This is a genomic window from uncultured Pseudoteredinibacter sp., assembly GCF_947500695.1.
Classification (GTDB): Bacteria; Pseudomonadota; Gammaproteobacteria; order Pseudomonadales; family Cellvibrionaceae; genus Pseudoteredinibacter.
Window position 1 is genome coordinate 195,598 of sequence record NZ_CANMSS010000003.1, and the last position, 20,762, is coordinate 216,359.

A 20,762-nucleotide genomic window follows, 5' to 3' on the forward strand; every position below is an offset into this window, starting at 1 on the left:
AAAAGCAATGAATTTTGATTTCTCTGAAGAGCAGCAAATGCTCAAAGACAGCGTCGCTCGCTTTGTACAAGATGAGTACGATTTCGAAGCGCGCAACAAAGTGGTAGCCAATGAAGCGGGTTTTAGTGCTGCAAACTGGCAGAAATTTGCTGAGCTGGGCTGGTTGTCCATTCCATTCGCTGAAGAACTTGGTGGCTTTGGTGGTGGAGCCACAGATACCATGGCGGTAATGGAAGAAATGGGCAAGGGCTTAGTTGCAGAGCCATTTGCAGCATCGGTATTAATGTTTGGTGGTCTACTCCAAGCCAGTGCGCAGAGTGAAGAACGTGATGCCTTGATCGCAGCCGTAATTGATGGCTCTGTGCAGGGTGCTGTTGCTTACGCTGAGCCGCAATCTCGTTACGAGCTACACGATGTAAAGTGTTCTGCTAAGCCGGAGGGCGATGCCTATCGCCTAAGTGGTGAAAAGTCGCTTGTATTGAACGCAATGTCGGCCAATAAAATTATTATAAGTGCCCGTGTTAGCGGTGATCAAAATGATGAGCAGGGTACTGCACTGTTTTTAATCGATGCTGATGCCCAAGGCCTAAGCAAGACGGCACTGCGCACAATGGATGCACAAGTCGTTGCCAATCTGAAGCTTGAAAATGTCTCAGCCCAAGCGATTTGTGGTGCAAATGAAGGATTGGCGATGCTTCAACAAATGCGTCAACAACTCATTGTTGCCTTAGCGGCGGAAGCTCTAGGTATCATGGAAAAACTAAACGCGACTACTTTGGAATACTGTAAAACGCGTAAGCAGTTTGGTGTTGCTATTGGTTCATTCCAGGCCTTGCAGCATCGTATGGTTGATACGTTTATGGCTGCTGAGCAATTTAAATCTATTCTGTATCGCGCCGTTTGTTCAATCGAACAAAATGAAAGTGCTGACTCCATCGAGATCAACATTGCAGCGCTCAAGGCGATGCTGGGCAAGGCCGCCAAACATATTGGTGGCGAAGCTGTTCAGTTGCACGGTGGTATGGGAATGACCGATGAGCTAGATGTTGGTCACTATGTTCGCCGTTTGCTCAGTATTAATGCGGCATTTGGTGATGGCGACTATCACCAGCAGCGTTTTGCGGGCTTGAGTTTGGCATCATAAAGCGTAAATCCATGGTGTTGTAGGTATTTGCTGCGATCACCACGCTGTATTGAAAGGGCTGCGATTCATCGCGGCCCTTTTTATTTTAGCAGTTGTGTTATTTCGTGAATGCCATACTGCAATGTTCAGATTGTCAGCTATGATCAGTACTCTATAATGTCATCGCTCTATAATAAATGGAGCCTTAAAGACGGACTCTGAGATTTTTCATGTCGAACTCTACTATTACTATACGCACTTTATTGCCCATTCATGTGCCTTTATCGGTCAACCCTGGTATAAATCGTCGGGCCAGTGAGTTTGATGAAAGTTTACGCAGCCAGTTAACTAGGCACCCAGATTTGAGCTTACCTAAACCTAAGCAAGCACAAGAATATGAAAGCACCAATGTTGATAGCTGGGAGTCCCGTTTGTGTATCTGGCAGCGGCCGGATCTAAACCCAGATTTAAAAGTGCATGTGTTTACCAACAGCATTGCTGTAGCTGAACTAAGGCTCAATGTGCCATATAACAATGACCATGAAGCTTTGGAAAAAGACTGTCAGCGCCTTTCTAAGGAACTTATGGATGAGCTGTATCCAGAGCTTGTGCTAGCGATAGAGCGCTTTGTCGCGCAGGATGATGAAGGTCTTTTCATGTTACTGCCTGATTGGCAGCAAGATCTAAAAGTCTTTTGGATTTCTCGAACTATAATGCTTGAGCAAGAGCAGCTGCAAGAACAACGCATAAAAGATCTATTGAGTAATTGGCTTTCCCACACCCACCGCCCGCAAGATGCTGCTGACATTATTGCCGCTAAAAAAGATCATTCACTGACGTGGCTGAATTATGTACTGGTGGACTATCTTGATCCTAGCGATATCGTTCAAGATGATGAGGAAGGTAAGGAAAATGAGGCAGATAACTCAGGCCCCGCAGCCAAGCAAAAAGAAGACCCACGCTTGGATGCTATGATTCTTGCTCAGTATTACTATACAGCGCAAGAATATTGTAACCAACGCCTAAGTGCCTCGATTGACTCGGCGTATAACCACGATTCCATTGAAGATGTGCAAGAGCAGCTGTCTGATAGTCGCTTGATATCACGTTTGCACCAGGTCGATTACTATGAGCACCTAAAGTTTCTTACGCGCCCCAAGCGTTTGCTATTAGAAGGGATTTTAGATTGCTGGGATTACTCTGCTTTGCAAGATAATTCTCAGCGTATGATTGATATCTGCTCCAGTCGAATAGAAGAGGTAGAAAGTCGCAAGCGCGAGCGTGCTTCTAGACTGACGGATTTCTTGCTGGTTGCATTGAGTTTCTTTGCGGTATTTGAGTTATCTCTTTACTTGATGGAGTTGAGTCGTGAAATGATGTCTCGGCCGGCACTCAGCTATACCGATGAAAACTCTTCGCTGTTTCTAGAGGTGATTGCAAATGTCGATACGGATGTGATGTTTGGGACGGGGTTTGCTCTTACCTTGTTGTTAGTGTTGATCTATCAGTTTATTAAATCGCGAGAGTAAGTCTCTGTCTGGGTTTCCTAGTATCGCTCGTTGGTTTTTGTTGTTATTTATTTGCTTTAGGCATTAGGCTTTAGGTTTTGGAGTTTCGAATGATATGTTTGTTGAGAAGTACGTTGCGCTATGTTGTGGTGCTTGCTGTATTACTTCTAGGGTCTTCATCTGTACTTGCACAAACATCAGCACTAACTGTAACAGAAAACGTTAAGAACGCTGTTGATAAACAGGCGGTCACTAAAGTACTTCGTACCGAGCAAACGGTTTTGACCAATACTTGGGCGCCTTATATCAATACTCAAGGGGAAGAAGTTGGTCAAGCCGCACAAGTATTAGAGCTGATTTTTCGCTATAGCGATGTGCGGGCAACATGGCAGTATGTGCCCTATGAACTGGCGTTTTATGAGGTAAGCGAAGGGCAGCAGCTTTTGTCATACCCTTATTTTAAGACCGTTGAGCGCGCCGAAAAAGTGCTCTATTCCGATCCCATTTTTACAGTAGCCAGCCAGGTATTTTATAACCGTCAGTATTTGAATCAGCAGCAGGCAAAAAACGCTTTAGACAAGCATCAGCGTATAGGTCGGGTTGCCGGCTATAGCTATGGTGCCTCGCTGGATAAAATCATTGCTAAGGCAAAAATATACAACAGCGAAAAACGGGCATTAACGGCACTGTTCAACGGCGAAATAGATTTATTGCCCATGACACAAAGCGTGATGAATCAGCTCTTAGAAAGTGATTACAAAGAGCGTAAGCAGTTAATACGCCCAATCGAAAATCTTACAGATAATTCGAGTATGTATTTGGTAGCGGCAAAGAATGCCCAGGGCAGGCTCGTTATAGATCGCGTAAATAAAGCTTTAGCGCGTTTAAAAAACGCCGGTTTAAGTAGCCTGCAAAATGAACCTTTCGAAACACCAGATTCTATTGATATTGCCAATTTGGTAACCTCAGAAGGCTACCCCTCCATCCTAGGCCAGAGCGCAGAATCGGGAAGCAAAGTCGAGTACTTTACTCTGCCTTTGGGTACTCAAGTAATTGTTCTTTCCTGGAGCGAAAACATGTTGCGCCCGGCCAGTAATGACCGTTTGTATCACCATATGATGGATTTGAGTAAGGTACTGGTACTCAATGGCCCTCACGTAGGTAAAGAGTTGTTTGTACGCAATATGCATATAGAGCTGCAGTAGGGCCATAGAATGATTGCGTTAATTGGCTGGTTTGGCACCGTTTTGTATTTGGCGAATCACGCCTACCTATCTATTTCAAAAGCCCACAGCAAGCCTTTGTATTTTGGGGCCAATGCATTGGCGGCCGCTTGTTTGGTTTTTAGCTCTTTAGCTCTATCATCGTGGCAGGCGGTCTTTAACAATTTCTTTTGGTTTGTAATCAGTGCCTTGCTATTGCTACAGGTCGATTTAAAGCGTCTGCCTGTTAGTCCAAAAGTGTTTTATGTCCTGTTTAGCCTATTGCTGATTTACTTATTGGTATACCTTCTACGTTTGCAAGAGCTGAATGCATCGATATTAAGTTGGAGCTCAGTGCTGTGTTTTGGCATGGCCTATCTATTAATGAGCTCTCAGAAAATATCGGTATTGCAGTATCTGTATTGGAATATATATGCAGCAATTGCTTTTCTGCCCCAGCTTTGGCTCGATCAAAATATCGCCGTATTCGCCTTAGAGCTATGTTGGGCTGCCATTTCAATTTTCGGGGTATGCAGGCGGCACTTGGCCCCAGATGTCCGCTGATTGTCCCCAAAGGCCAATTCTTAGTTGCGCTTATTTTTTACCATGTTCCAAAGTGAATTTGGAATCATGCTATGAAAATAAGCCGTCGGAATTTATTACTTGGAAGCGCCGCTGCAACTGCAGCGCCCGGTTTGGCGGGTTTACTCGCCAGTGATGCTGGTATAGAACTCCCCAAGCGGCGCAGCGGTGGCTCCAGCCTGTGGCAGAAAATTGGTGATGGGGTGCCGGCTTTACCTTCTCTGCAGCAGTCTCAAACTGCCGATATATGTATTGTGGGCGGTGGTTATACTGGGCTTTGTGCGGCTATTTATCTTAAAAAAATACAGCCAAGTTTGCGGGTTCTGGTACTGGAATCCCATCAGTTGGGGGCAGGTGCTAGCACAAGAAACTCAGGTGCGGTTTATGCGAAGTTCACGAGTATCGATGATCAAGATTTTGCTGAACAGGGCTTGCAGCACTTTAAGAACTTTTTACGAGATGAGTCTATTAACTGTGATTTTCAGCCGGCCAATACGCTTTATCTGTACGAAGATAATTCAGAATATAAAACGGCCCAAAATAATCAAAAATCAACTGAGCAATGGATAGTAGGCGATAAACTCAAGCAGGGCATTGCTAGTGATTTTTACGCAGCGGCTAAAGTGGGGAGGGGGTTCTATAAGCTTAATCCTGCCAAGTTGTTAAGTGAATACCGGCGTATTGCTTTGGAGTATGGTGTAGAGGTCTATGAAAACACTCCAGTGCTGGGAGTCAACGACAAGGGCTCATCTTTGGATGTACAAACATCTATAGCCCGGGTTTCTTGTGCTAAGGTTCTTTTGGCTACAAATGCCTATACTCCTCGCCTGGGCTATGTGGCGTCCAAGGTATATCCGGTACATCAATACAGCTGCGCCAGCGATAAATTAAGTCCGGCGCAGATAAGACAGTTTGCACTTGATAAATGGGATCTGCGTTTCGAACCCAATATTTTGCCTATCACCTTTGGACTGAGTACAACAGGTCATTTCTTTTTGCGTGTTGTATTGGGTTATGCGAGTGATAATTCAACTGAATGGAAGGATGTATCTTATGCCCGTGAGCTGGTGCATAAGTACTTTTATCAGCGTTACCCTCAATTGCGCGATGTAGGTCTGCCGAATGAATGGCATGGTGTTACGGCTCATACGATCAGCACACAATCCATAGCATCACTTGTAGACTATGAGCAAGGTGGCAAGATCTATTTCTGTGGCGCTTATAATGGTTTGGGAATTATGCCCAGTCACTTCAGCGCGTATCTTACGGCGAGAAAAATAGTTGGCATTGAAGATCCGGCATGGCATTCGCTTAGCCGTTTAAGTCAGCAGTTGTCTTTTCCTCCTGATTATTACCGCAGCTTAATGCTTAAAGGCAGTTTTAACCTTTTAAATAGTTTGTGATCTAATGTTAACTAAGTCTTTCAATTCATATTGGGCTGTTTCGCTTGATGCTCTGTGTTTATTGCTCTCCGGTGCGCATATTTTTGCGGTTTTAGTGAGCTTCTATCAGGGGCATTATATTATTCCAAGCGTTCTTTGTGCATCCGCTACCCTGCTATACATTACGGGGAAAGCAGGCCTTGCAGGGCAGCTATGGGCTAAAAAGATCTTGTTTATCGCAACGGTGTTAATATGCCTACATTTGTTCTTCTCCTTGTTTCATGCCGCAACACCTAGGCTCTATTTCGGTGAGTACTTCTACCCGGTTTATAGCAGTGTGCTTGCTATATTGCTGGTCTTATTGCTAGGGTATAAGCGCGGTAACCCGCAGATTAAGTTTCTATAAACACAGGTGCGGCGCTATGAGCGAGGCCATAAAACCCAATGTAAATCGTTTTATCGATGCCTGCTATCAATTAGGTTTGAATCCAAAGCCGATATTGGAAGAGATGGATTATAGTTTGTCCGACTTACTTTCAGGGCAGCGAACGATCTCTACCCGCGACTATCTACAATTTCTCAATGCCTTGTCTGATTACTATCAGCGTCGTTTTTTAGCAGTAGAGTTGGCTGAGCTGATGGATGAAAGAGATATTGGGATTCTTATCTATATGTTGAGAAGTGCCAGTAATATCGGCATGGTGATTCAGTTGTTATCTCGCTTTATTAGATTGGTTTCGCCTTCGGCCGAGGTATCATTACATGAAGCCGCAGATAAGCAACAATATCTTCTATGCTACAGCTACCCAGGTTTGCCTGCTGATTTATGCGCTCAGGATATTGAAGGCACCTTGGCGCAGTTTGTTATGTTGTTTCGCCAAGTTTTAGAGCAGGAGCATTGGCAAGCGAGTCATATTAGTTTTGAGCACCAGGACAAGGCCGGTACTGATTTGCTTCATTACCCCTTCGCAAAGAAGGTATCTTTTGGTGCCTCTTGTAATGGCCTTTATTTTGATAGGCAGCTGTTAAGCTACCCCGTTAAAAGCCAAGACTTAAAGTTGTTGCAGATCTTAGAAACCAGCGCTGTTGAGAGCCTAGAGGCAATTGTCAGTGATGACATTGTTGTTAAGGTTAAAGCTTATATTGCCGCTAGCTCAGACATAGCAAAGCTGAGTGTAGAAAGGCTGGCGAAAGAGCTGGGCTATAGTCGCCGCAATCTCTGTCGCTTGTTGGCTCAGCAGGGCAGCAGCTTTAGCAAGCTTAAAGAAGCCGAGTTGATGAGGCTTGCCTGTGACAGCCTTCTTAACAGCAGCGCCTCCATATCTCTTATCGCCCAAAGCTTGGGTTACTCAGATTCCAGTGCTTTCAACAGGGCGTTTAAGCGAGTGAATCACTGTACCCCCAGCCAATTTCGAGATCGCGCTCAATAACTCTAATTGCTTCTTGGTTGCTAGCTAACAAAGGCCTATTTTATAAAAGTGTTTGCAATCTCTACACTTGTAGATATTATATCTACAAGTGTAGAGATTGTTGTCTTGGATGTGGCGATAAGACTGGAAAGGCGGTCGAATAGAAGGGTGATCGAATGAAAAGGTGGCCGAATGGAATTTAGCGATTTTGAATTAGAAGTCATGCATTGCTTTTGGGGGGCTGAGCATCAAAGTGCACCGCAGGTGCATAAGAGTATTTGTGCTAAGCGGGATATTAGTTACTCGGCGGTTAAAACGATCATTGATCGTTTAGAAAAGAAGGGCGCCCTAAAGCGCGCGGCCCAAGAAGGGCGCACTATCTACTATGCCGCGGCCGTAGAGCGCAGCAAAGTTCGACTCCCAATGATAAAGCAGTTTATAAGCAAAGTGTTTTTGGGAAAAAGCCAGAGTCTGGCTGTGCATCTATTGGAAGAAGAAGACCTATCGCTGGGTGATATTCAGTATCTAGAAAAAATCCTAAAAGAACGCAAAAAGGCCTTAAAAGATGGTTAATTATCTTTTGTATTGCAGTCTTTTTGGCATCTTGGCTTTGCTGATGCTACGTATACCTAAGGTTCACCCGGTACTCCAGCGCTCTCTTTGTGCGCTGGCTATTGCACTCTGGGTTTTACCATGGCCTTACTTTTCAAGCTTGCTTTCTGCCCCTGCGATTGGGCTTATATCCAATAGTCAGGTGGAGACTATTGCGGCACCAGTAATTAAGCAAGCTGCTTATGCGCAAGGTGTCGATATTGATCGACTTCTTGCCTGGTCGCTAATGTTGTTGTGCGCTGTAGGTATTGTTATTCATGTTTTTAGAATGAATCGACACTTGGCTTTTTGTAAATCATTAATCGGATCAGCTGAGGCCGATCTTAAGCTTCAAAGCCTCCATGGTGGGAATATTTTAATTAGCGATAAGCTTGAGTCCGCCGTATTGATAGGGCTTTTCCGGCCGACCATTCTATTGCCTAAGAATGCTCAAAACATGCAAGAACTAAACTTTATGTTAGAGCATGAGTTAAACCATCGTCAGCACTTTGATCATTGGAAAGTGGCGTGCTTGGCTCTATTAGAATCACTGTTTTTTTGGAATCCTCTAGTGAGGGCATTAATCAATATGCAGCGCAACTTGATCGAAGCCAGGTGCGATGCTCAAGTTGCCACAGACGGGGCGGAGGCCTACCGCGCCATGCTGGGCCGGGTGGCACTTACCGAAAAGGGTTTTAATCAAGGCTGCTCGATGGCGATGGGCAGCATAATCTGGAGACTGAAAGTCATGGAGAGTTCGATGAATGCTAAGTTACTAAATTTGAAAAACGGCTTATTTTCAATGCTAATGCTGGCCTTGCTAGCACTTACAATTCCTAGCTTATTAGGGAGCTCAATTGTAGCTGCTTCAAATTCTAAATCCGAAGGGGCTGTTTTAGATATATTTGTAGAAACAAAGCGCGTAGGCTCTGAGCATGTAGACACAAGCTCGACTAAGACAGAGCTTTGGGTGCATTACGATAAAGAGATAAAAATGGCTTTTGGCAATGATTTTGAATTGCGCCTTAAACTTATAAAACAGCAAGGTGACGCGGTATTCTTGGCGACTACGCTATTGGATCTGACACTTGAGGAACAGGTGATTAGCGAGCCACAATTGATGGTTGAGCTGGGTAAAACAGCCACTATCGAAGTAGGAGATGAAAAGTGGCGTTATGTGGCGGTTTTCAAAGTAGATGAAGCGCCAATGCCAGAGGGCCAAGGTCTATCAAATCAAGAGCTAGGCTTTAACTTTATAAACGACTAGTAAAGCTAAAGGGCCAAGTTTAAAGATATGGCGCTATCTTTAAACTTGGTTTGATTACCATAGGATTACTTTTGGGGGCGAGACTAGCTTTTAGCCACTTCATTCAAGTAACAGGCCAAACGCACACCGCCTTGCATTAATCGCTTGCGCAAGATTGGGCGGGCCTTATAAATATATTGCCACTTAACGCTCTTGCGGCCAGGGTACAAGCCTTCATTTAAAGCTCGGCTTTCTCGTGCCCATATCATTGGGTCAGTTACGCACCATTCTTTTGCTTGCTGGGCAGTGATTTTAGGCTGTAGCCATGATGCCCATTCGGTATAAGAAAGTTTTTCATGGTCGATCAACTTGGTATCCCAGATACTGTGTAGATTGGTATCCTCGCCGAAAAACTTCAGCTTTACATCGTTGCCTCCACGATCCTTACCATTGCCAGCATGGAAAGGTTGATGAAGGTCGGTAATGATATGTACCGCAAAACGTAAGGCTTTTTGGCGCTCTTCCAGCGAGCGGTTTTTGTCTTTTATTATTTCGCTAAAGTCCTTCAAGGCCGAAATAGCATCGCCGTTTTTATTATGTTTACGTTCATCCTCTGGCAGAGTAACAAAGTGCAACCACATTGATTGGCGCTGCCAGAAGGTACTTGGGTTGGAGCGCATGTAGTCCGGCCAGGTAGAGGCCTCAGCCAAAGTCTCTACTCCCAGGACTGACTCCACTAACACCTTGGCGTCTTCACTTAGATAGTGCTCAGATATCTGACTACTGATGCGATGTCCTTGCTTGCCCCAGGCAGTGGCGTACGGGCTGCTTGCTATCAGTGCAAGGGTAAAGATTATCACGCTGATGCGACGCATATTGATCTCCTAAATTTAGATACGGCAGCAATTATAGGTCTGAAGTATTACAAAATCACGATTTACCTAGGTTTGTGCTGGTAGGGTTTATCTGGAGGTATATTTGTCAGTTCAAGTTTAGTCGAGGTAAAGAGCCTTACCATGGTAAGGCACAAGTAGTTCAGAGTGTAAATTGGGGGTGAGCTATTAAGGGTTGTTCTGATAAGCTATTTTTCCATCGATTACCGTGAAGAGAGTTTTTGTTGTTAATATTTTTTCACCTTCTGCGATCATAATGTCGTCGGCAAAAATCGTTAAATCTGCTAACTTGCCGACTTCAATGCTACCCCGCAAGTTTTCTTCAAATGCCGCGTAGGCAGGCCACAAAGTAAACATTTTGAGGGCATTTTCACGGCTAACGGCCAGTTCTGGGTGCCAGCCCTCGCTTTGAAAACCACGGGTATCCTTGCGTAAACTCGCAGCGTAAAACTCTATTCTTGGATCTCCAATCTCTACTGGGGCGTCAGAGCCGCCGGCAATAATTAGGCCTTTGTCTAAGAGGCTCTGCCAGGGGTATGCGTTTTGTAAGCGTTCTTTGCCCAAGCGATCCGGTGCAAAATGCAAATCGCCAATCGCGTGCGAAGGCTGCATAGAAGGGATTATGCCTAGTTGTTTAAATCGATCTTGATCCTCTGAGGTAATATTTTGCGAGTGTTCTATGCGCCAGCGTGGGTTTGCAATTGCCCATTGGTCTCTGGGAACACTGCGGAAGGCTTTCTCGTACCAGTCGAGAACCAAGCGATTTGCTAGATCACCAATCGCATGGGTTTGTATTTGAATGCCAGTGCGAAGTGATTTTTGCAAAATCGGCATAATGGTTTGCTCGTCGATTAACAGTAAGCCTTTGCCCTTGGCATCATGGTAGGGTTCGATTAAGGCAGCACCACGAGAGCCTAAGGCACCATCAGAATAGAGCTTGATGCCTCTGGCACTGATCCAGTGGCTTTCATCCAATTGTGCTTTATCTTGTAAAAGTTTATCGGCATCAGCACCTTGGCTAAGCGCATAATAAACGCGGTGTGCTAATTTGCCCTCTGCTTGCAGTTCTTTTAATAATTCTAAATCTTGCCAACTGCCCCCGGCGTTTTGAGTTTGGGTCCAGCCTAAAGCGACATTTCTAGCTAAGCCTTTGGCAAGCGCATCTTTGTCGTCGGCTCTGGAATTTTGGGGAATCAGCTGTTCTACCAAAGCCATGGCGTTATCCACTAAGAGCCCTGTGAGTTCGCCTTTAGAATTTTTCTCGATAGCACCGCCCTCAGGTGCAACGGTATTGGTATCGATTCCTGCCATCTTTAGGGCTAGGCTATTGGCCACCGCTGAATGGCCGTCGGCTCGTTTTATATAGGCAGGACGGTCGCTGACTACCGCATCGAGATCGGCGATGCTTGGGAATCGTTTTTCTGGCCAAAGTTTTTCAATCCAGCCTCTGCCGACTACCCAGCTGCTATTTGGATTAGCCTTGGCGTAATCGCCGACGGCCTGCATGGTGTCTGCTAGGCTGTTGATGCCTTGCAAATTTAGATTTTTTTCCCGGTAGCCAATGCCTTTTAAGTGTACATGGGCATCGCTAAATCCCGGGTAGATGGCACCTGATTTTAGCTTGAAGTGTCTCGCCCCGTCGCAAAGCTCCAAAGGCTCTAAACTCACCGCGCTAATTTTATTGCCTTTGATCGCGAGGTGTTTTGCCTTGGGGAATTTATCATTGGCGGTATAGATATTTCCGCTAAAGGCTAGGTCTGCCTCAATACAGTTTTTAGCGGCCCAACTTTGATTGCTCATTAGGGCCATGAAGAGACTGCTGCCTAAAATAATCGATTTATGCACGGGCTTATCCTTTGCTGGCTGAAGGCTTGTTAAGTTGGGCAGTTTCTATAGCTGCCAACGAGAGCTTCAATTTAGCTAAGGCCTAGAGTTTGATCAAGTTTTTAAGGCAGGTATTGCCAGGAGCTGTGAATGGGTAGGGCTTGGCGATTGGATAAGCAGAAGGGTACTTCCACCTCACGACCCGAGTATTCAGGCCGTGTTGGCTGTTTTTAGCGTTAGATGAGTAAAGGAGAGGGTTAAGGCAGTTGTTCTAACTGGTGTCCGCTCGCCTGAAGTTGCTGTAATAAGCCATCTTCGCCAACTAGATGTAAGGCGCCCACCAATACAAATTCAACATCGGCGTCGTCATTGTAATTAGCTAGCTCTGTCATCCAGTCGTTATTGCGATCGGTAAGCAGGCGCTTAAAGACATTGGGGAATTCACTTTTCCACTCACGGATTCCGATTTCGACTAATCTAGCGTTATCGCCTGAGCGCCAAGCGGCTTTCATGTCGCGAATCATTGCTGGGATTTCTTCTAAATCGTCCAAGGTTTGACGAATCATTTCATCTTCTTGGCCCTCGCCCATATTGGCAATAAAATCCATATGAGCATTAAGCTCCTCTAATGATTCGACGCCTTTTTGATCTTGTTTGGCCTTATCCATAAAGAACATATCAACCCCTTCTTCGGCGAGTCCATTGCGACGCAGCTCAATCAAAGTGAGCGTCATCACTGTCATGCCTATACGAAAGCGAGTGATCTGATTAGTGGGCACGCCCCGGGCGGCAAAGAAGTTATCCAACCGTTGATAAGTTTCAGTGCTGAGCTTTTGGCGCAGGCTTTCGCCGGATGGGTAGAGCAGTTTACGCAAAAGCTGGGTTTGATTACCCGAAGCTTTCATCTGCTCTATATCGGTTTCAAAAACCAATGTGCTGGCTTCGCGATAAGCCTGCTCGAAGGCATTGGGTAGGGGGTAATCCGATTCAGCTAATAGGTGGATGGTGCCACCAAGATAGAAGTGATTGTCACCCTTGCTAATTTTCCAAACCGGGCTGGCAGCGAAGCTACTAAGGCTCAGGCAGAAGCTGCACAGGCCCAAAATCAAATTTTTCATGGTGTCCTTCATTTAGTCGATAAGGCAACGATTTTACACGGCTTTTTCGACTTTGGGGCCTAAGCCTTATAATTCCTAAGTTGCATTGGAAAGAATAAGGCTCGGTTCTAAAATATGACCCCAATGTTTAGGCAAAGCCGCAGTGTTTTCTTAAAGCATAGAGCAGCTCAGCGCCTTCTGCTGAATCTAAGCTGTCTTCTGTAAGGGTGTTTTCACGGGTAACACCATCTACGCTGCCGCGCTCACTCAAATATTGCAATACGGCCACGTTATCAAAGCGGGCTAACAGATCTTCTTGGCGTAGATACCCCAGCAATGCGACTAGGGCATGGCCGCCCCAGTTGGAGACGTCCGCCACAATCAGCTCGTCGCAGCTAGTAGCGGCGGGAACAATATTAAGCTCGCTTAGGGCATCTTGAACCTTGCCCATGCCAATCTCATTGCCGCCATCGCCAATAGCCAGCGTGGTACATTGGCATAGCTGCATAATTTCATCAAAGCAGGCACTGCGAGGGCTGATGGATTCGCCACGCATATTGTAATAGCCGCCATCGGCTGCTTTACCTGGTCGCTCGATGGAAATGACGAGGCCAGGTTGGTACTGTGCAAGTATCGCTTGTGCTTCTTGATGTTGCTGCTGTTCGCAATCCTCGCCTACCGCCAGCTCAATGACCCGATAGTCCTCGACAATGGCGCCGGAAAGGGGCGCCCCGCAGCAAATATAGGGTGTGCCTCCGCAGGCCTCGATAGCCCGATACAAAGAGATGGCCCCTGGAGGGCCGTCGGTTTCGAAGGTATCGATAACTGGGAAGCCGGTGCCAATAAATACCACAGCATTACTTTCTACGGCGGCCAGCATCGCTTTAGCAGCGCGCATACAGTAACCGGCTTTTAAATGGGGTTGAACCTGAGCCATGCCGCGAAGATTTCTTGCAACCAACAAATCTTCAATAGTTTTGCTGAGTTCTAATTCGCTGTCACTAAGGGAAATATTTTCTAATGTCATAATTATAGTGCTTCTAAAACAAGCTGATCGAGCTGACGTTTGGCCAGTAACAGTTCTTGATGTGCGTCGTTGATATCCATCGCGCTAAATTTAATACGGCCACCAGCGCTGAGTTGTGCAAGCTTGGCAAGATCAGGGCCGAAGACTGCACCAATTTTGGGGTATCCACCAATGGTTTGGCGGTCGTTCATCAACACAATAGGCTGACCATCCGCTGGGACTTGAATTGCTCCTAAGCAAATACCTTCCGATAAAATACCTTCGATATCGGCATTAACTTTGGGGCCCTCTAAACGGTAACCCATACGATCACATAGATCGCTGACGGTATATTCGCTGCTGAAAAAGATGGCTTGCTTTACTGGGCTAAAATGATTTTGCTGGTAGCCTAGGATTACTCGCAGTTCTACAAGATCGGGGTAGTTGCTATTAAAGCTGCTATTAAAGTTACTTTGCTGTTCTTCGCTGAGGCTTAGTAGCTCTAAGTCGCGGTGATTCGAGCTGGGCAGCAGATCTGCTTTTTGCAATGGGCCGCCTTGCAGACCGCCGATACCTTCACGGCTCACAGTAGCTTGGCTACCAAACTGTTTAGCAATATCAAAACCGCCGGCAACAGCAAGATAGGCTCGACAGCCGCTGTTTTTTTCGCTGGCAAAACCAATATTAATTTTATCGCCTGCTTTAATTGCGTGGCTTTGCCATTGAACCTTGTTTTGGCCGTTAATTTTCAAACCGAGCTTGGCGCCAGTTAGGGCAATAACACTATCGATAGATGATTCCAGTGTTAGGCCGCCAATGCTGACTTCAATCGCGCAAGCGTTGTCGCTGTTGTGGCACAACCGGTTAGCGACGGTAAAAGCAAAGCTATCTAATGGGCCGCCAGTTGTTAGTCCGATTTGCTGTTGGCCAAAGCGGCCAGCGTCTTGCAGTAGGCTTAAAATGCCAGGGGCAATTACCGTTAATCCTTGCATATGGGCACCTTAAGATTGCACTTCAAATTCAGGCAGTTCTCCGCCCAAATCAAAAAATTCTTCCCGGCCAATTGGGCGAAAGCGAATGCGATCACCTACCGCGACAAGCATATGGGGTTCATTATTGGCGTCGAACATCGGGGTGGGGCATAGGCCAATTAAATTCCAGCCGCCTGGAGATACGGCTGGATAAACCGCCGTTTGACGGTCGGCGATGGCCACTGCGCCCTTGGGTACTTTTTTACGTGGTGTCGCTAAGCGTGGTGCAGCAATTTTTTGATCGACTTGACCGAGGTAGGCGAATCCTGGCGCAAAGCCGATGGCGTAAACGCGATACTCAGCTTCGCTGTGCAGAGCGATAACTTCTTCAGGGCTTAAACCAGCGTTATTTGCCAGCAAATTTAAATCGGGCCCTGATTCCTCGCTGTAGTAACTGGGTAATTCAACTAGGCGGCTCTCGCTTTCTTGCTGGCTTGTTGAGCTATCTAAAGTCTCGCGAATTTTTTTGCGTAGCCATAAGTGGTCACACAGCAAAGGATTAAAGTTAATCAGTAGCGAGGCGTAAGAGGGAACGAGGTCGACAATTTCTTGTCCTTGAAAACTTTGCAGCCCCTGAGCTAGTCGCTGCACTTCAGCTGAAATTTCTGGCTGAGTATCTGCACCTAAGTAAACAATCAGTGCATCCGCGCCCGCAATTTCTATGTGCGGATAAAGTGTTGCTGTCATTAGGAAATTGCCTCGCGAATAGAGGCGATGGCCGCAACACCTTCGGCATTGTCGCCATGAACGCACAGAGTGTCGGCCTGTAATTCTAAAATATGGCCGCTTACGGTAGTAACGGTGCCTTGCTTGGCTAGCTGAATAACTTGCGCCAACATTTTTTCCTTGTCGTGCACTGCGCCGGCTTTGCTGCGGGCCAGAAGTTTTCCGTCATCGTCGTAACAGCGATCGGCAAAGGCCTCAAACAAGCACTCAATACCTATCTTTTGTGCTTCGTCTTGGTGGCTTTGCCACTGCGGTGTGGCTTGCAGCATTAATTTAACTGGGCGATGGTGTTCAGCAATGGCTTCCATAATAGCAATGCGATTTTCTGTCTTTGCCATCATGTCGTTGTACATGGCACCATGGGGTTTTAGGTATTCCACCGTTAAACCTTTGCTCGCAGCCATGCCTTCTAGGGCACTTAGTTGGTAGCTGATCATCGCTTTTAATTCGCTCATGCTGATATTCATGCTGCGACGACCGAAGCCAACAAGGTCTGGGTAGGCTGGATGAGCGCCAACACTCACACTGTGAGTTTTGGCCAGCTCGAGTGTATGCTGCATAATCAAAGGATCACCAGCATGAAAGCCGCAGGCGATATTGGCTTGATCGATGTGGGGCATAACGGCGGCATCCATTCCCATGGTCCAGTTGCCGAAGCTCTCTCCTAAATCACAGTTCAATAACAGGCTCATTGCTTCCTCTCTAATTGTTTTTTTGGCTATTCGGTATTGGCTATCTTGCTTGAAATTACATAATGGCAAGGCGGCTATTAGGTAAATCGCTCACTACCATGCAGCCGGGGCTGTGGGTGATGCAAAATGGTGGCTTGGCTTGTTCCAGTGCAACTTGTGGGGTCACACCGCAGGCCCAAAACACAGGTGCTTCATCTTCGGCAATCGTTACCGCATCGCCGTAGTCGGGTGTGTTGATATCCTTAACGCCAATTAAACTTGGATCACCAAAATGCACCGGTGCGCCATGTACGCTTGGGAAGCGGCTGCAAATTTGAATGGCACGAATTGCATCGGCCGCTTTAAAAGGACGCATACTCACAACCATATCGCCACTGAATCGGCCGGCGGGTTTGCAGGCGATATTAGTGCGATACATGGGGACATTTTTGGCTTCGCTGATATTGCGAACTTCTAGCCCGTCGGCCAGTAGTGCCTCTTCAAATGAAAATGAACAGCCCAATAGGAAGGTGACTAGGTCGTCTTGCCAGTACTCTTTTATATCGTGAACTTCTTCAGTGAATTGACCATCTTTGAAAATGCGATAGCTTGGTACGTCGCTGCGTATATCGAAGCCTTCAGCTATCTCAGGCATATCGATTTGACCGGGCTGGCTGCTCATGGCAACCACTGGGCATGGTTTCGGGTTAAGCTGGCAGAATTGCAGGAATTCATTAGCCCAGTCTGCCGGTAATATGGCCACATTACACTGCACGAAGCCTGTGCACAGGCCGGAGGTATTCGCCTTGTGGCGGCCTTCACGGATCGCTTGTCGCAGCTCAGCAGGGCTGATGTTGGCAAGTTGTTCGGCTGATAGTTGAGGTGAAAGGCTCATGGCTTATTTCCTTCAAATTAACGCTAAGCAGGGCAGTTTCGCCAGTTGGCATTGCAAAGTCCAATGCAGGCTCTTTGTTAGGGGTGATAAAAATATTTTATCACCCCTTTGGCCGGCTGTGTGCTTGCCTGTAATCTGTGCGACAATGCCGCTTTTTATTGGGCCTGCTTTTATTAAAGAGCGTTGCGTATAAAGCGCGTGAGTTACGAAGAGAGCGGGCCATGCTTGGGGGAAGCATTCATTGACTGAGGCAGAGCAGCAGCCTAAGGCCAGTCCTGGCTTATTAAAATCCAGCTTGGTGGTAAGTGCTTTCACCTTCCTCTCTCGTATTCTTGGTTTGATCCGTGACGTCGTTCTAGCCCGTTTTCTTGGGGCGGATGCCAATGCCGATGCTTTTATCGTCGCCTTTAAGATCCCCAATTTTATGCGGCGCTTATTTGCGGAAGGTGCCTTTGCACAAGCTTTTGTTCCGGTGTTATCGGAATATCGTGAAAATGGCTCTCAGGCTGCAGTCAGGCAGTTGCTCAATGCGGTAGCTGGCTGCTTGGGCTCAAGCTTGCTGTTGCTCACGGCACTGGTGGTAAGTGCCGCCCCTATTGTGACCATGTTGTTTGCGCCAGGGTTTTATATGGAAGGCGGTGAGCGCTATGAATTAGCCAGCGATATGATTCGCATCACCTTCCCGTATTTATTGCTTATTTCCCTCACTGGTTTCGCTGGCGCTATTCTCAATAGCTATGATCGCTTTGCGGTACCTGCCGCTACGCCGGTACTGCTCAATATCTGCCTAATTAGCGCTGCGATTTGGGCTAGTCCATATTTTGAAAAGCCGGTTATGGCTTTGGCTTGGGGTGTGATGGCTGCAGGTATAGTGCAACTGTTGTTTCAGCTGCCGTTTTTATATCAATTACGTTTATTGCCTTACCCGAAGGCGAATTGGAAGGATCCGGGAGTTCGGCGTATCTTAAAATTAATGGCGCCGGCTATCTTTGGAGTGTCCGTTAGCCAGATTAATTTATTGTTAGATACTGTTCTAGCCTCTTTGCTGCCATTGGGCAGTGTGACTTGGTTGTACTTTTCAGATCGTTTGGCAGAGCTGCCACTAGGTGTGTTCGGTATCGCAGTGGCTACGGTGATTCTACCGAGCCTTTCACGCCAGCATTCAGCGGATAAGCCTCAACAATTCAGTGCCACCATGGATTGGGCATTGCGCCTAGTATTATTGATCGCGGTGCCAGCTGCATTGGCCCTGATGTTGCTGGCGGAACCCATTCTGACCACGCTGTTTCAATACGGTAAATATGGCGTTGAAGATATTCAGATGGCGGCTTGGAGCTTGCGGGCATACTCCTTTGGTTTGGTGGCCTTCATGCTGATTAAAATATTGGCACCTGGTTACTTCTCTAGGCAGGACACAAAAACACCCGTCAAATACGGTATTATCGCGATGGTTGCCAATATGGTACTCAATATTGCCTTTGTTTGGCCGCTCTATACCTATATGAACCTAGGGCATGTGGGTTTGGCTTTGGCCACATCCTGTTCGGCCTTCTTGAATGCTGGTTTGCTTTTTGTCGGTTTGCGCCGGCAGCAGGTGTTTCAAGCGGAACCTGGTTGGTGGGCTTTGGCGCTGCGTATGCTATTGGCTAATGTGGTGATGGCCTTGGTCTTGCTATATATGAGCAGCCTCTGGCAAGACTGGTATCAATGGGGCTGGTGGCAGCGTAGCTATACTATGCTGGCCTTAGTGTTGGCTGGTCTGCTTAGTTATGCCCTAAGCTTGCTTATTTCAGGTATCCGGCCCCACCACATTCGCCAAAAGCGCTATGACAGCTAGCCTTGGTTTCTTGTGAAAACCAGCTAATTTCGTGCCAATGAGCTATAGATGTACTATCTTAATTGACTATGAGTGAAGAGATTTCCAACAGCGATTACCAGTTTTCTAGCTATGAGGGCATTGAATGCCCTGCTGGCGAAAACTGCCCTTGGCCAGAAGAGGTACGTAAGCTTGAAGAGCAGTTGCTGACTGACCCGCTTACGGGGATCGCTAACTACCGGCATTTTAGCAGCGCACTGGATCAAGAAATGGAACGTACCAGGCGAAGTGGTGCTTCTACCTCTTTGATCATGGTGGATATCGATTACTTTAAAAAGATTAATGACAACTACGGTCACGAGGCCGGTAATATGGCCTTGCAAGCCTTGGCGAATTGCATGCTGGCTAGCTTTCGCAAGCTGGATGTGGTGTGTCGTTATGGTGGCGAAGAGTTTGCCATCATACTGCCAGCCACTGAGGCTTTGGTGGCGGTACAGGTGGCAGAACGCCTACGCAAAAATATCGAGGCCATGGATGTTGAGATCTGTAATCAAAAAGGCGAAACCTTAGAGATTAAAATGACGGCCAGTTTGGGTATTGGTATTTATCCTCGCCACAGCACGATCAGTGCAAAAGAGCTAATCCAAGAAGCTGATGACTTTTTGTACAAGGCAAAGAAAAGCGGCCGCAATAAGGTTTGCTACGGTATCCATAAAGTTGAGGCTGAGGCTGAAGTCTCGGCGGCCGAAAAAGATGCTTTAAACAGCATTTTTGGCGGCGATGACGAATAATTCTTAACTATTCCTTCCAGATTTAACACAAGTTCCCCTTTCCAAACCCTTGCTGGGGCTCTATCCTAGCGCGGTTTTCTAATAGCAATAGCATAGCGTTTGGAGTAACGATGACTCAGATTAAAGTTGTGGGCGTATTGGGCTCAGGTCAAATGGGTGGTGGCATTGCCCAGGTTGCAGCAGCCACAGGTTTGGATGTAAAGCTGGCCGATATTGATTTAGCCACTGCGCAAAATGGTAAAGCCGCCATTGAGAAGCGTTTGATGGGCCAGGTTGCCAGGGGCAAATTGGTAGAAGCCGAAGCGCAGGCTGTACTGACTGGTATTGAACCTGTGAATGGCCTTGCTGATTTGGCCGACTGTGACTTGGTTATCGAGGCGGCCAGTGAAAATCTTGATCTTAAGTTAAAGCTGTTTGCCGAATTGGATAAGGTTTGTAAGCCTTCTGCTATTTTGGCTTCTAATACCAGCTCCATCAGTATTACTTTAATGGCCGGTGCTATTTCTCGCCCTGAGAAATTTATCGGTCTGCATTTCTTTAACCCCGTGCCTGTGATGAAGCTGGTAGAGGTAATTAAAGGTTTGGCGACCAGCGAAGAAACCTACCTAGCAGTAAAAGCTTTCGCTGAGCAAATGGGCAAAGAAGTTGTTAGCTGTGAAGATAAAGCAGGCTTTGCGGTAAACCGTTTATTGGTGCCATTCCTAAATGAGGCAATTTTTGCCCTAGAGGAAGGTGTTGCCAGCCGTGATGATATTGATCGCGGCGCTCGTCTTGGTCTGAATCACCCGATGGGGCCACTAACCTTGGCTGATTTTGTAGGTTTGGATACCTGCTTGGCTATTATGGAAGTGCTGCATAAAGAGTTGGGTGAAGATAAATATCGCCCTGCGCCATTATTGCGCAAATATGTTGCTGCAGGTTGGTTGGGCAAGAAGTCTGGCCGCGGCTTCTATGAATACAGCTAAGTCG

At 46.7% G+C, this 20,762-nt stretch carries 20 protein-coding genes; 12 read left to right on the forward strand and 8 right to left on the reverse strand.

What is annotated here, in order from left to right; all coding sequences use genetic code 11:
• The first annotated feature begins 7 nt into the window (after positions 1-7).
• The 9 genes from Q1A08_RS07480 (at position 8) to Q1A08_RS07520 (ending at position 9,064) form a co-directional block, all read left to right on the forward strand.
• Positions 8-1,144 (forward strand): acyl-CoA dehydrogenase family protein, encoded by a 1,137-nt coding sequence (locus tag Q1A08_RS07480; RefSeq protein WP_299771439.1) that lies wholly within the window; start codon positions 8-10, stop codon positions 1,142-1,144.
• 209 nt (positions 1,145-1,353) lie between these two features.
• Complete coding sequence (locus Q1A08_RS07485; RefSeq protein ID WP_299771441.1) at positions 1,354-2,652, forward strand: hypothetical protein; 1,299 nt, start codon at positions 1,354-1,356, stop codon at positions 2,650-2,652.
• 89 nt (positions 2,653-2,741) lie between these two features.
• On the forward strand, positions 2,742-3,836 hold the full coding sequence (locus tag Q1A08_RS07490) for a transporter substrate-binding domain-containing protein (protein WP_299771443.1): 1,095 nt from the start codon (positions 2,742-2,744) through the stop codon (positions 3,834-3,836).
• 9 nt (positions 3,837-3,845) lie between these two features.
• The gene (locus Q1A08_RS07495; protein WP_299771444.1) at positions 3,846-4,397 is read left to right on the forward strand and encodes a hypothetical protein; all 552 of its coding nucleotides are present in this window, start codon (positions 3,846-3,848) and stop codon (positions 4,395-4,397) included.
• A 71-nt stretch (positions 4,398-4,468) separates the two neighbouring features.
• Positions 4,469-5,818 carry an FAD-binding oxidoreductase gene (locus Q1A08_RS07500; RefSeq protein WP_299771446.1) on the forward strand — a complete coding sequence of 450 codons (1,350 nt, stop codon included), beginning with the start codon at positions 4,469-4,471 and terminating at the stop codon, positions 5,816-5,818.
• Positions 5,819-5,822: 4 nt separating this feature from the next.
• Positions 5,823-6,203: a hypothetical protein gene (locus tag Q1A08_RS07505; protein ID WP_299771447.1), complete on the forward strand. Its 381-nt coding sequence runs from the start codon at positions 5,823-5,825 to the stop codon at positions 6,201-6,203.
• A 16-nt stretch (positions 6,204-6,219) separates the two neighbouring features.
• Entirely contained in the window at positions 6,220-7,227 is a 1,008-nt protein-coding gene (locus tag Q1A08_RS07510; protein ID WP_299771450.1) for an AraC family transcriptional regulator, read from the forward strand.
• Between the two features lie 171 nt (positions 7,228-7,398).
• On the forward strand, positions 7,399-7,779 hold the full coding sequence (locus tag Q1A08_RS07515) for a BlaI/MecI/CopY family transcriptional regulator (protein ID WP_299771452.1): 381 nt from the start codon (positions 7,399-7,401) through the stop codon (positions 7,777-7,779).
• Positions 7,772-9,064: a M56 family metallopeptidase gene (locus Q1A08_RS07520; protein WP_299771453.1), complete on the forward strand. Its 1,293-nt coding sequence runs from the start codon at positions 7,772-7,774 to the stop codon at positions 9,062-9,064. Before Q1A08_RS07515 ends, Q1A08_RS07520 begins: the two co-directional genes overlap by 8 nt.
• 83 nt (positions 9,065-9,147) lie before the next feature.
• Here Q1A08_RS07520 and Q1A08_RS07525 read toward each other — a convergent pair whose 3' ends face one another.
• The 8 genes from Q1A08_RS07525 to Q1A08_RS07560 all read right to left on the reverse strand — a co-directional run bounded on the left by Q1A08_RS07525 (position 9,148) and on the right by Q1A08_RS07560 (position 17,186).
• Positions 9,148-9,918 (reverse strand): S1/P1 nuclease, encoded by a 771-nt coding sequence (locus Q1A08_RS07525; protein WP_299771455.1) that lies wholly within the window; start codon positions 9,916-9,918, stop codon positions 9,148-9,150.
• A 186-nt stretch (positions 9,919-10,104) separates the two neighbouring features.
• A complete protein-coding gene (locus tag Q1A08_RS07530) occupies positions 10,105-11,781 on the reverse strand; it encodes an amidohydrolase (protein WP_299771457.1) in 1,677 nt (558 codons plus the stop codon).
• 236 nt (positions 11,782-12,017) lie between these two features.
• Entirely contained in the window at positions 12,018-12,878 is an 861-nt protein-coding gene (locus tag Q1A08_RS07535; RefSeq protein WP_299771459.1) for a TraB/GumN family protein, read from the reverse strand.
• Positions 12,879-13,005: 127 nt separating this feature from the next.
• Positions 13,006-13,884 carry a glutamate cyclase domain-containing protein gene (locus Q1A08_RS07540; protein WP_299771461.1) on the reverse strand — a complete coding sequence of 293 codons (879 nt, stop codon included), beginning with the start codon at positions 13,882-13,884 and terminating at the stop codon, positions 13,006-13,008.
• Positions 13,885-13,886: 2 nt separating this feature from the next.
• Complete coding sequence (locus Q1A08_RS07545) at positions 13,887-14,855, reverse strand: biotin-dependent carboxyltransferase family protein (RefSeq protein ID WP_299771463.1); 969 nt, start codon at positions 14,853-14,855, stop codon at positions 13,887-13,889.
• Between the two features lie 9 nt (positions 14,856-14,864).
• Positions 14,865-15,581 carry a 5-oxoprolinase subunit PxpB gene (gene pxpB / locus Q1A08_RS07550; protein WP_299771465.1) on the reverse strand — a complete coding sequence of 239 codons (717 nt, stop codon included), beginning with the start codon at positions 15,579-15,581 and terminating at the stop codon, positions 14,865-14,867.
• Positions 15,581-16,312 (reverse strand): 5-oxoprolinase subunit PxpA, encoded by a 732-nt coding sequence (locus tag Q1A08_RS07555; RefSeq protein WP_299771467.1) that lies wholly within the window; start codon positions 16,310-16,312, stop codon positions 15,581-15,583. The genes pxpB and Q1A08_RS07555 overlap by 1 nt, the downstream gene beginning before the upstream one ends.
• A 55-nt stretch (positions 16,313-16,367) precedes the next feature.
• Positions 16,368-17,186, reverse strand: a complete 819-nt coding sequence (locus tag Q1A08_RS07560; RefSeq protein ID WP_299771469.1) for a putative hydro-lyase — start codon at positions 17,184-17,186, stop codon at positions 16,368-16,370.
• 241 nt (positions 17,187-17,427) lie between these two features.
• On the opposite strand from Q1A08_RS07560, the gene murJ reads away from it, so the two are divergent.
• From murJ to Q1A08_RS07575, 3 genes are all read left to right on the forward strand, one after another.
• A complete protein-coding gene (gene murJ, locus Q1A08_RS07565; protein ID WP_299771471.1) occupies positions 17,428-19,023 on the forward strand; it encodes a murein biosynthesis integral membrane protein MurJ in 1,596 nt (531 codons plus the stop codon).
• Positions 19,024-19,091: 68 nt separating this feature from the next.
• Positions 19,092-19,793: a GGDEF domain-containing protein gene (locus Q1A08_RS07570; protein WP_299771473.1), complete on the forward strand. Its 702-nt coding sequence runs from the start codon at positions 19,092-19,094 to the stop codon at positions 19,791-19,793.
• Between the two features lie 110 nt (positions 19,794-19,903).
• The gene (locus Q1A08_RS07575) at positions 19,904-20,758 is read left to right on the forward strand and encodes a 3-hydroxybutyryl-CoA dehydrogenase (RefSeq protein ID WP_299771475.1); all 855 of its coding nucleotides are present in this window, start codon (positions 19,904-19,906) and stop codon (positions 20,756-20,758) included.
• The last annotated feature ends 4 nt before the right edge of the window (positions 20,759-20,762 follow it).

What these genes read in the sequence shown, in the direction of transcription:
- Q1A08_RS07520 (WP_299771453.1), top strand. Translation starts at nt 7,772, where the DNA reads ATGGTTAATTATCTTTTGTATTGCAGTCTTTTTGGCATCTTGGCTTTG.
- Q1A08_RS07495 (WP_299771444.1), top strand. Translation starts at nt 3,846, where the DNA reads ATGATTGCGTTAATTGGCTGGTTTGGCACCGTTTTGTATTTGGCGAAT.
- pxpB (WP_299771465.1), bottom strand. Translation starts at nt 15,581, where the DNA reads ATGACAGCAACACTTTATCCGCACATAGAAATTGCGGGCGCGGATGCA.
- Q1A08_RS07545 (WP_299771463.1), bottom strand. Translation starts at nt 14,855, where the DNA reads ATGCAAGGATTAACGGTAATTGCCCCTGGCATTTTAAGCCTACTGCAA.
- Q1A08_RS07570 (WP_299771473.1), top strand. Translation starts at nt 19,092, where the DNA reads ATGAGTGAAGAGATTTCCAACAGCGATTACCAGTTTTCTAGCTATGAG.
- Q1A08_RS07535 (WP_299771459.1), bottom strand. Translation starts at nt 12,878, where the DNA reads ATGAAAAATTTGATTTTGGGCCTGTGCAGCTTCTGCCTGAGCCTTAGT.
- Q1A08_RS07510 (WP_299771450.1), top strand. Translation starts at nt 6,220, where the DNA reads ATGAGCGAGGCCATAAAACCCAATGTAAATCGTTTTATCGATGCCTGC.
- Q1A08_RS07575 (WP_299771475.1), top strand. Translation starts at nt 19,904, where the DNA reads ATGACTCAGATTAAAGTTGTGGGCGTATTGGGCTCAGGTCAAATGGGT.
- Q1A08_RS07500 (WP_299771446.1), top strand. Translation starts at nt 4,469, where the DNA reads ATGAAAATAAGCCGTCGGAATTTATTACTTGGAAGCGCCGCTGCAACT.
- Q1A08_RS07555 (WP_299771467.1), bottom strand. Translation starts at nt 16,312, where the DNA reads ATGAGCCTGTTATTGAACTGTGATTTAGGAGAGAGCTTCGGCAACTGG.
- Q1A08_RS07505 (WP_299771447.1), top strand. Translation starts at nt 5,823, where the DNA reads ATGTTAACTAAGTCTTTCAATTCATATTGGGCTGTTTCGCTTGATGCT.
- Q1A08_RS07485 (WP_299771441.1), top strand. Translation starts at nt 1,354, where the DNA reads ATGTCGAACTCTACTATTACTATACGCACTTTATTGCCCATTCATGTG.
- Q1A08_RS07490 (WP_299771443.1), top strand. Translation starts at nt 2,742, where the DNA reads ATGATATGTTTGTTGAGAAGTACGTTGCGCTATGTTGTGGTGCTTGCT.
- Q1A08_RS07525 (WP_299771455.1), bottom strand. Translation starts at nt 9,918, where the DNA reads ATGCGTCGCATCAGCGTGATAATCTTTACCCTTGCACTGATAGCAAGC.
- Q1A08_RS07540 (WP_299771461.1), bottom strand. Translation starts at nt 13,884, where the DNA reads ATGACATTAGAAAATATTTCCCTTAGTGACAGCGAATTAGAACTCAGC.
- Q1A08_RS07560 (WP_299771469.1), bottom strand. Translation starts at nt 17,186, where the DNA reads ATGAGCCTTTCACCTCAACTATCAGCCGAACAACTTGCCAACATCAGC.
- Q1A08_RS07515 (WP_299771452.1), top strand. Translation starts at nt 7,399, where the DNA reads ATGGAATTTAGCGATTTTGAATTAGAAGTCATGCATTGCTTTTGGGGG.
- Q1A08_RS07480 (WP_299771439.1), top strand. Translation starts at nt 8, where the DNA reads ATGAATTTTGATTTCTCTGAAGAGCAGCAAATGCTCAAAGACAGCGTC.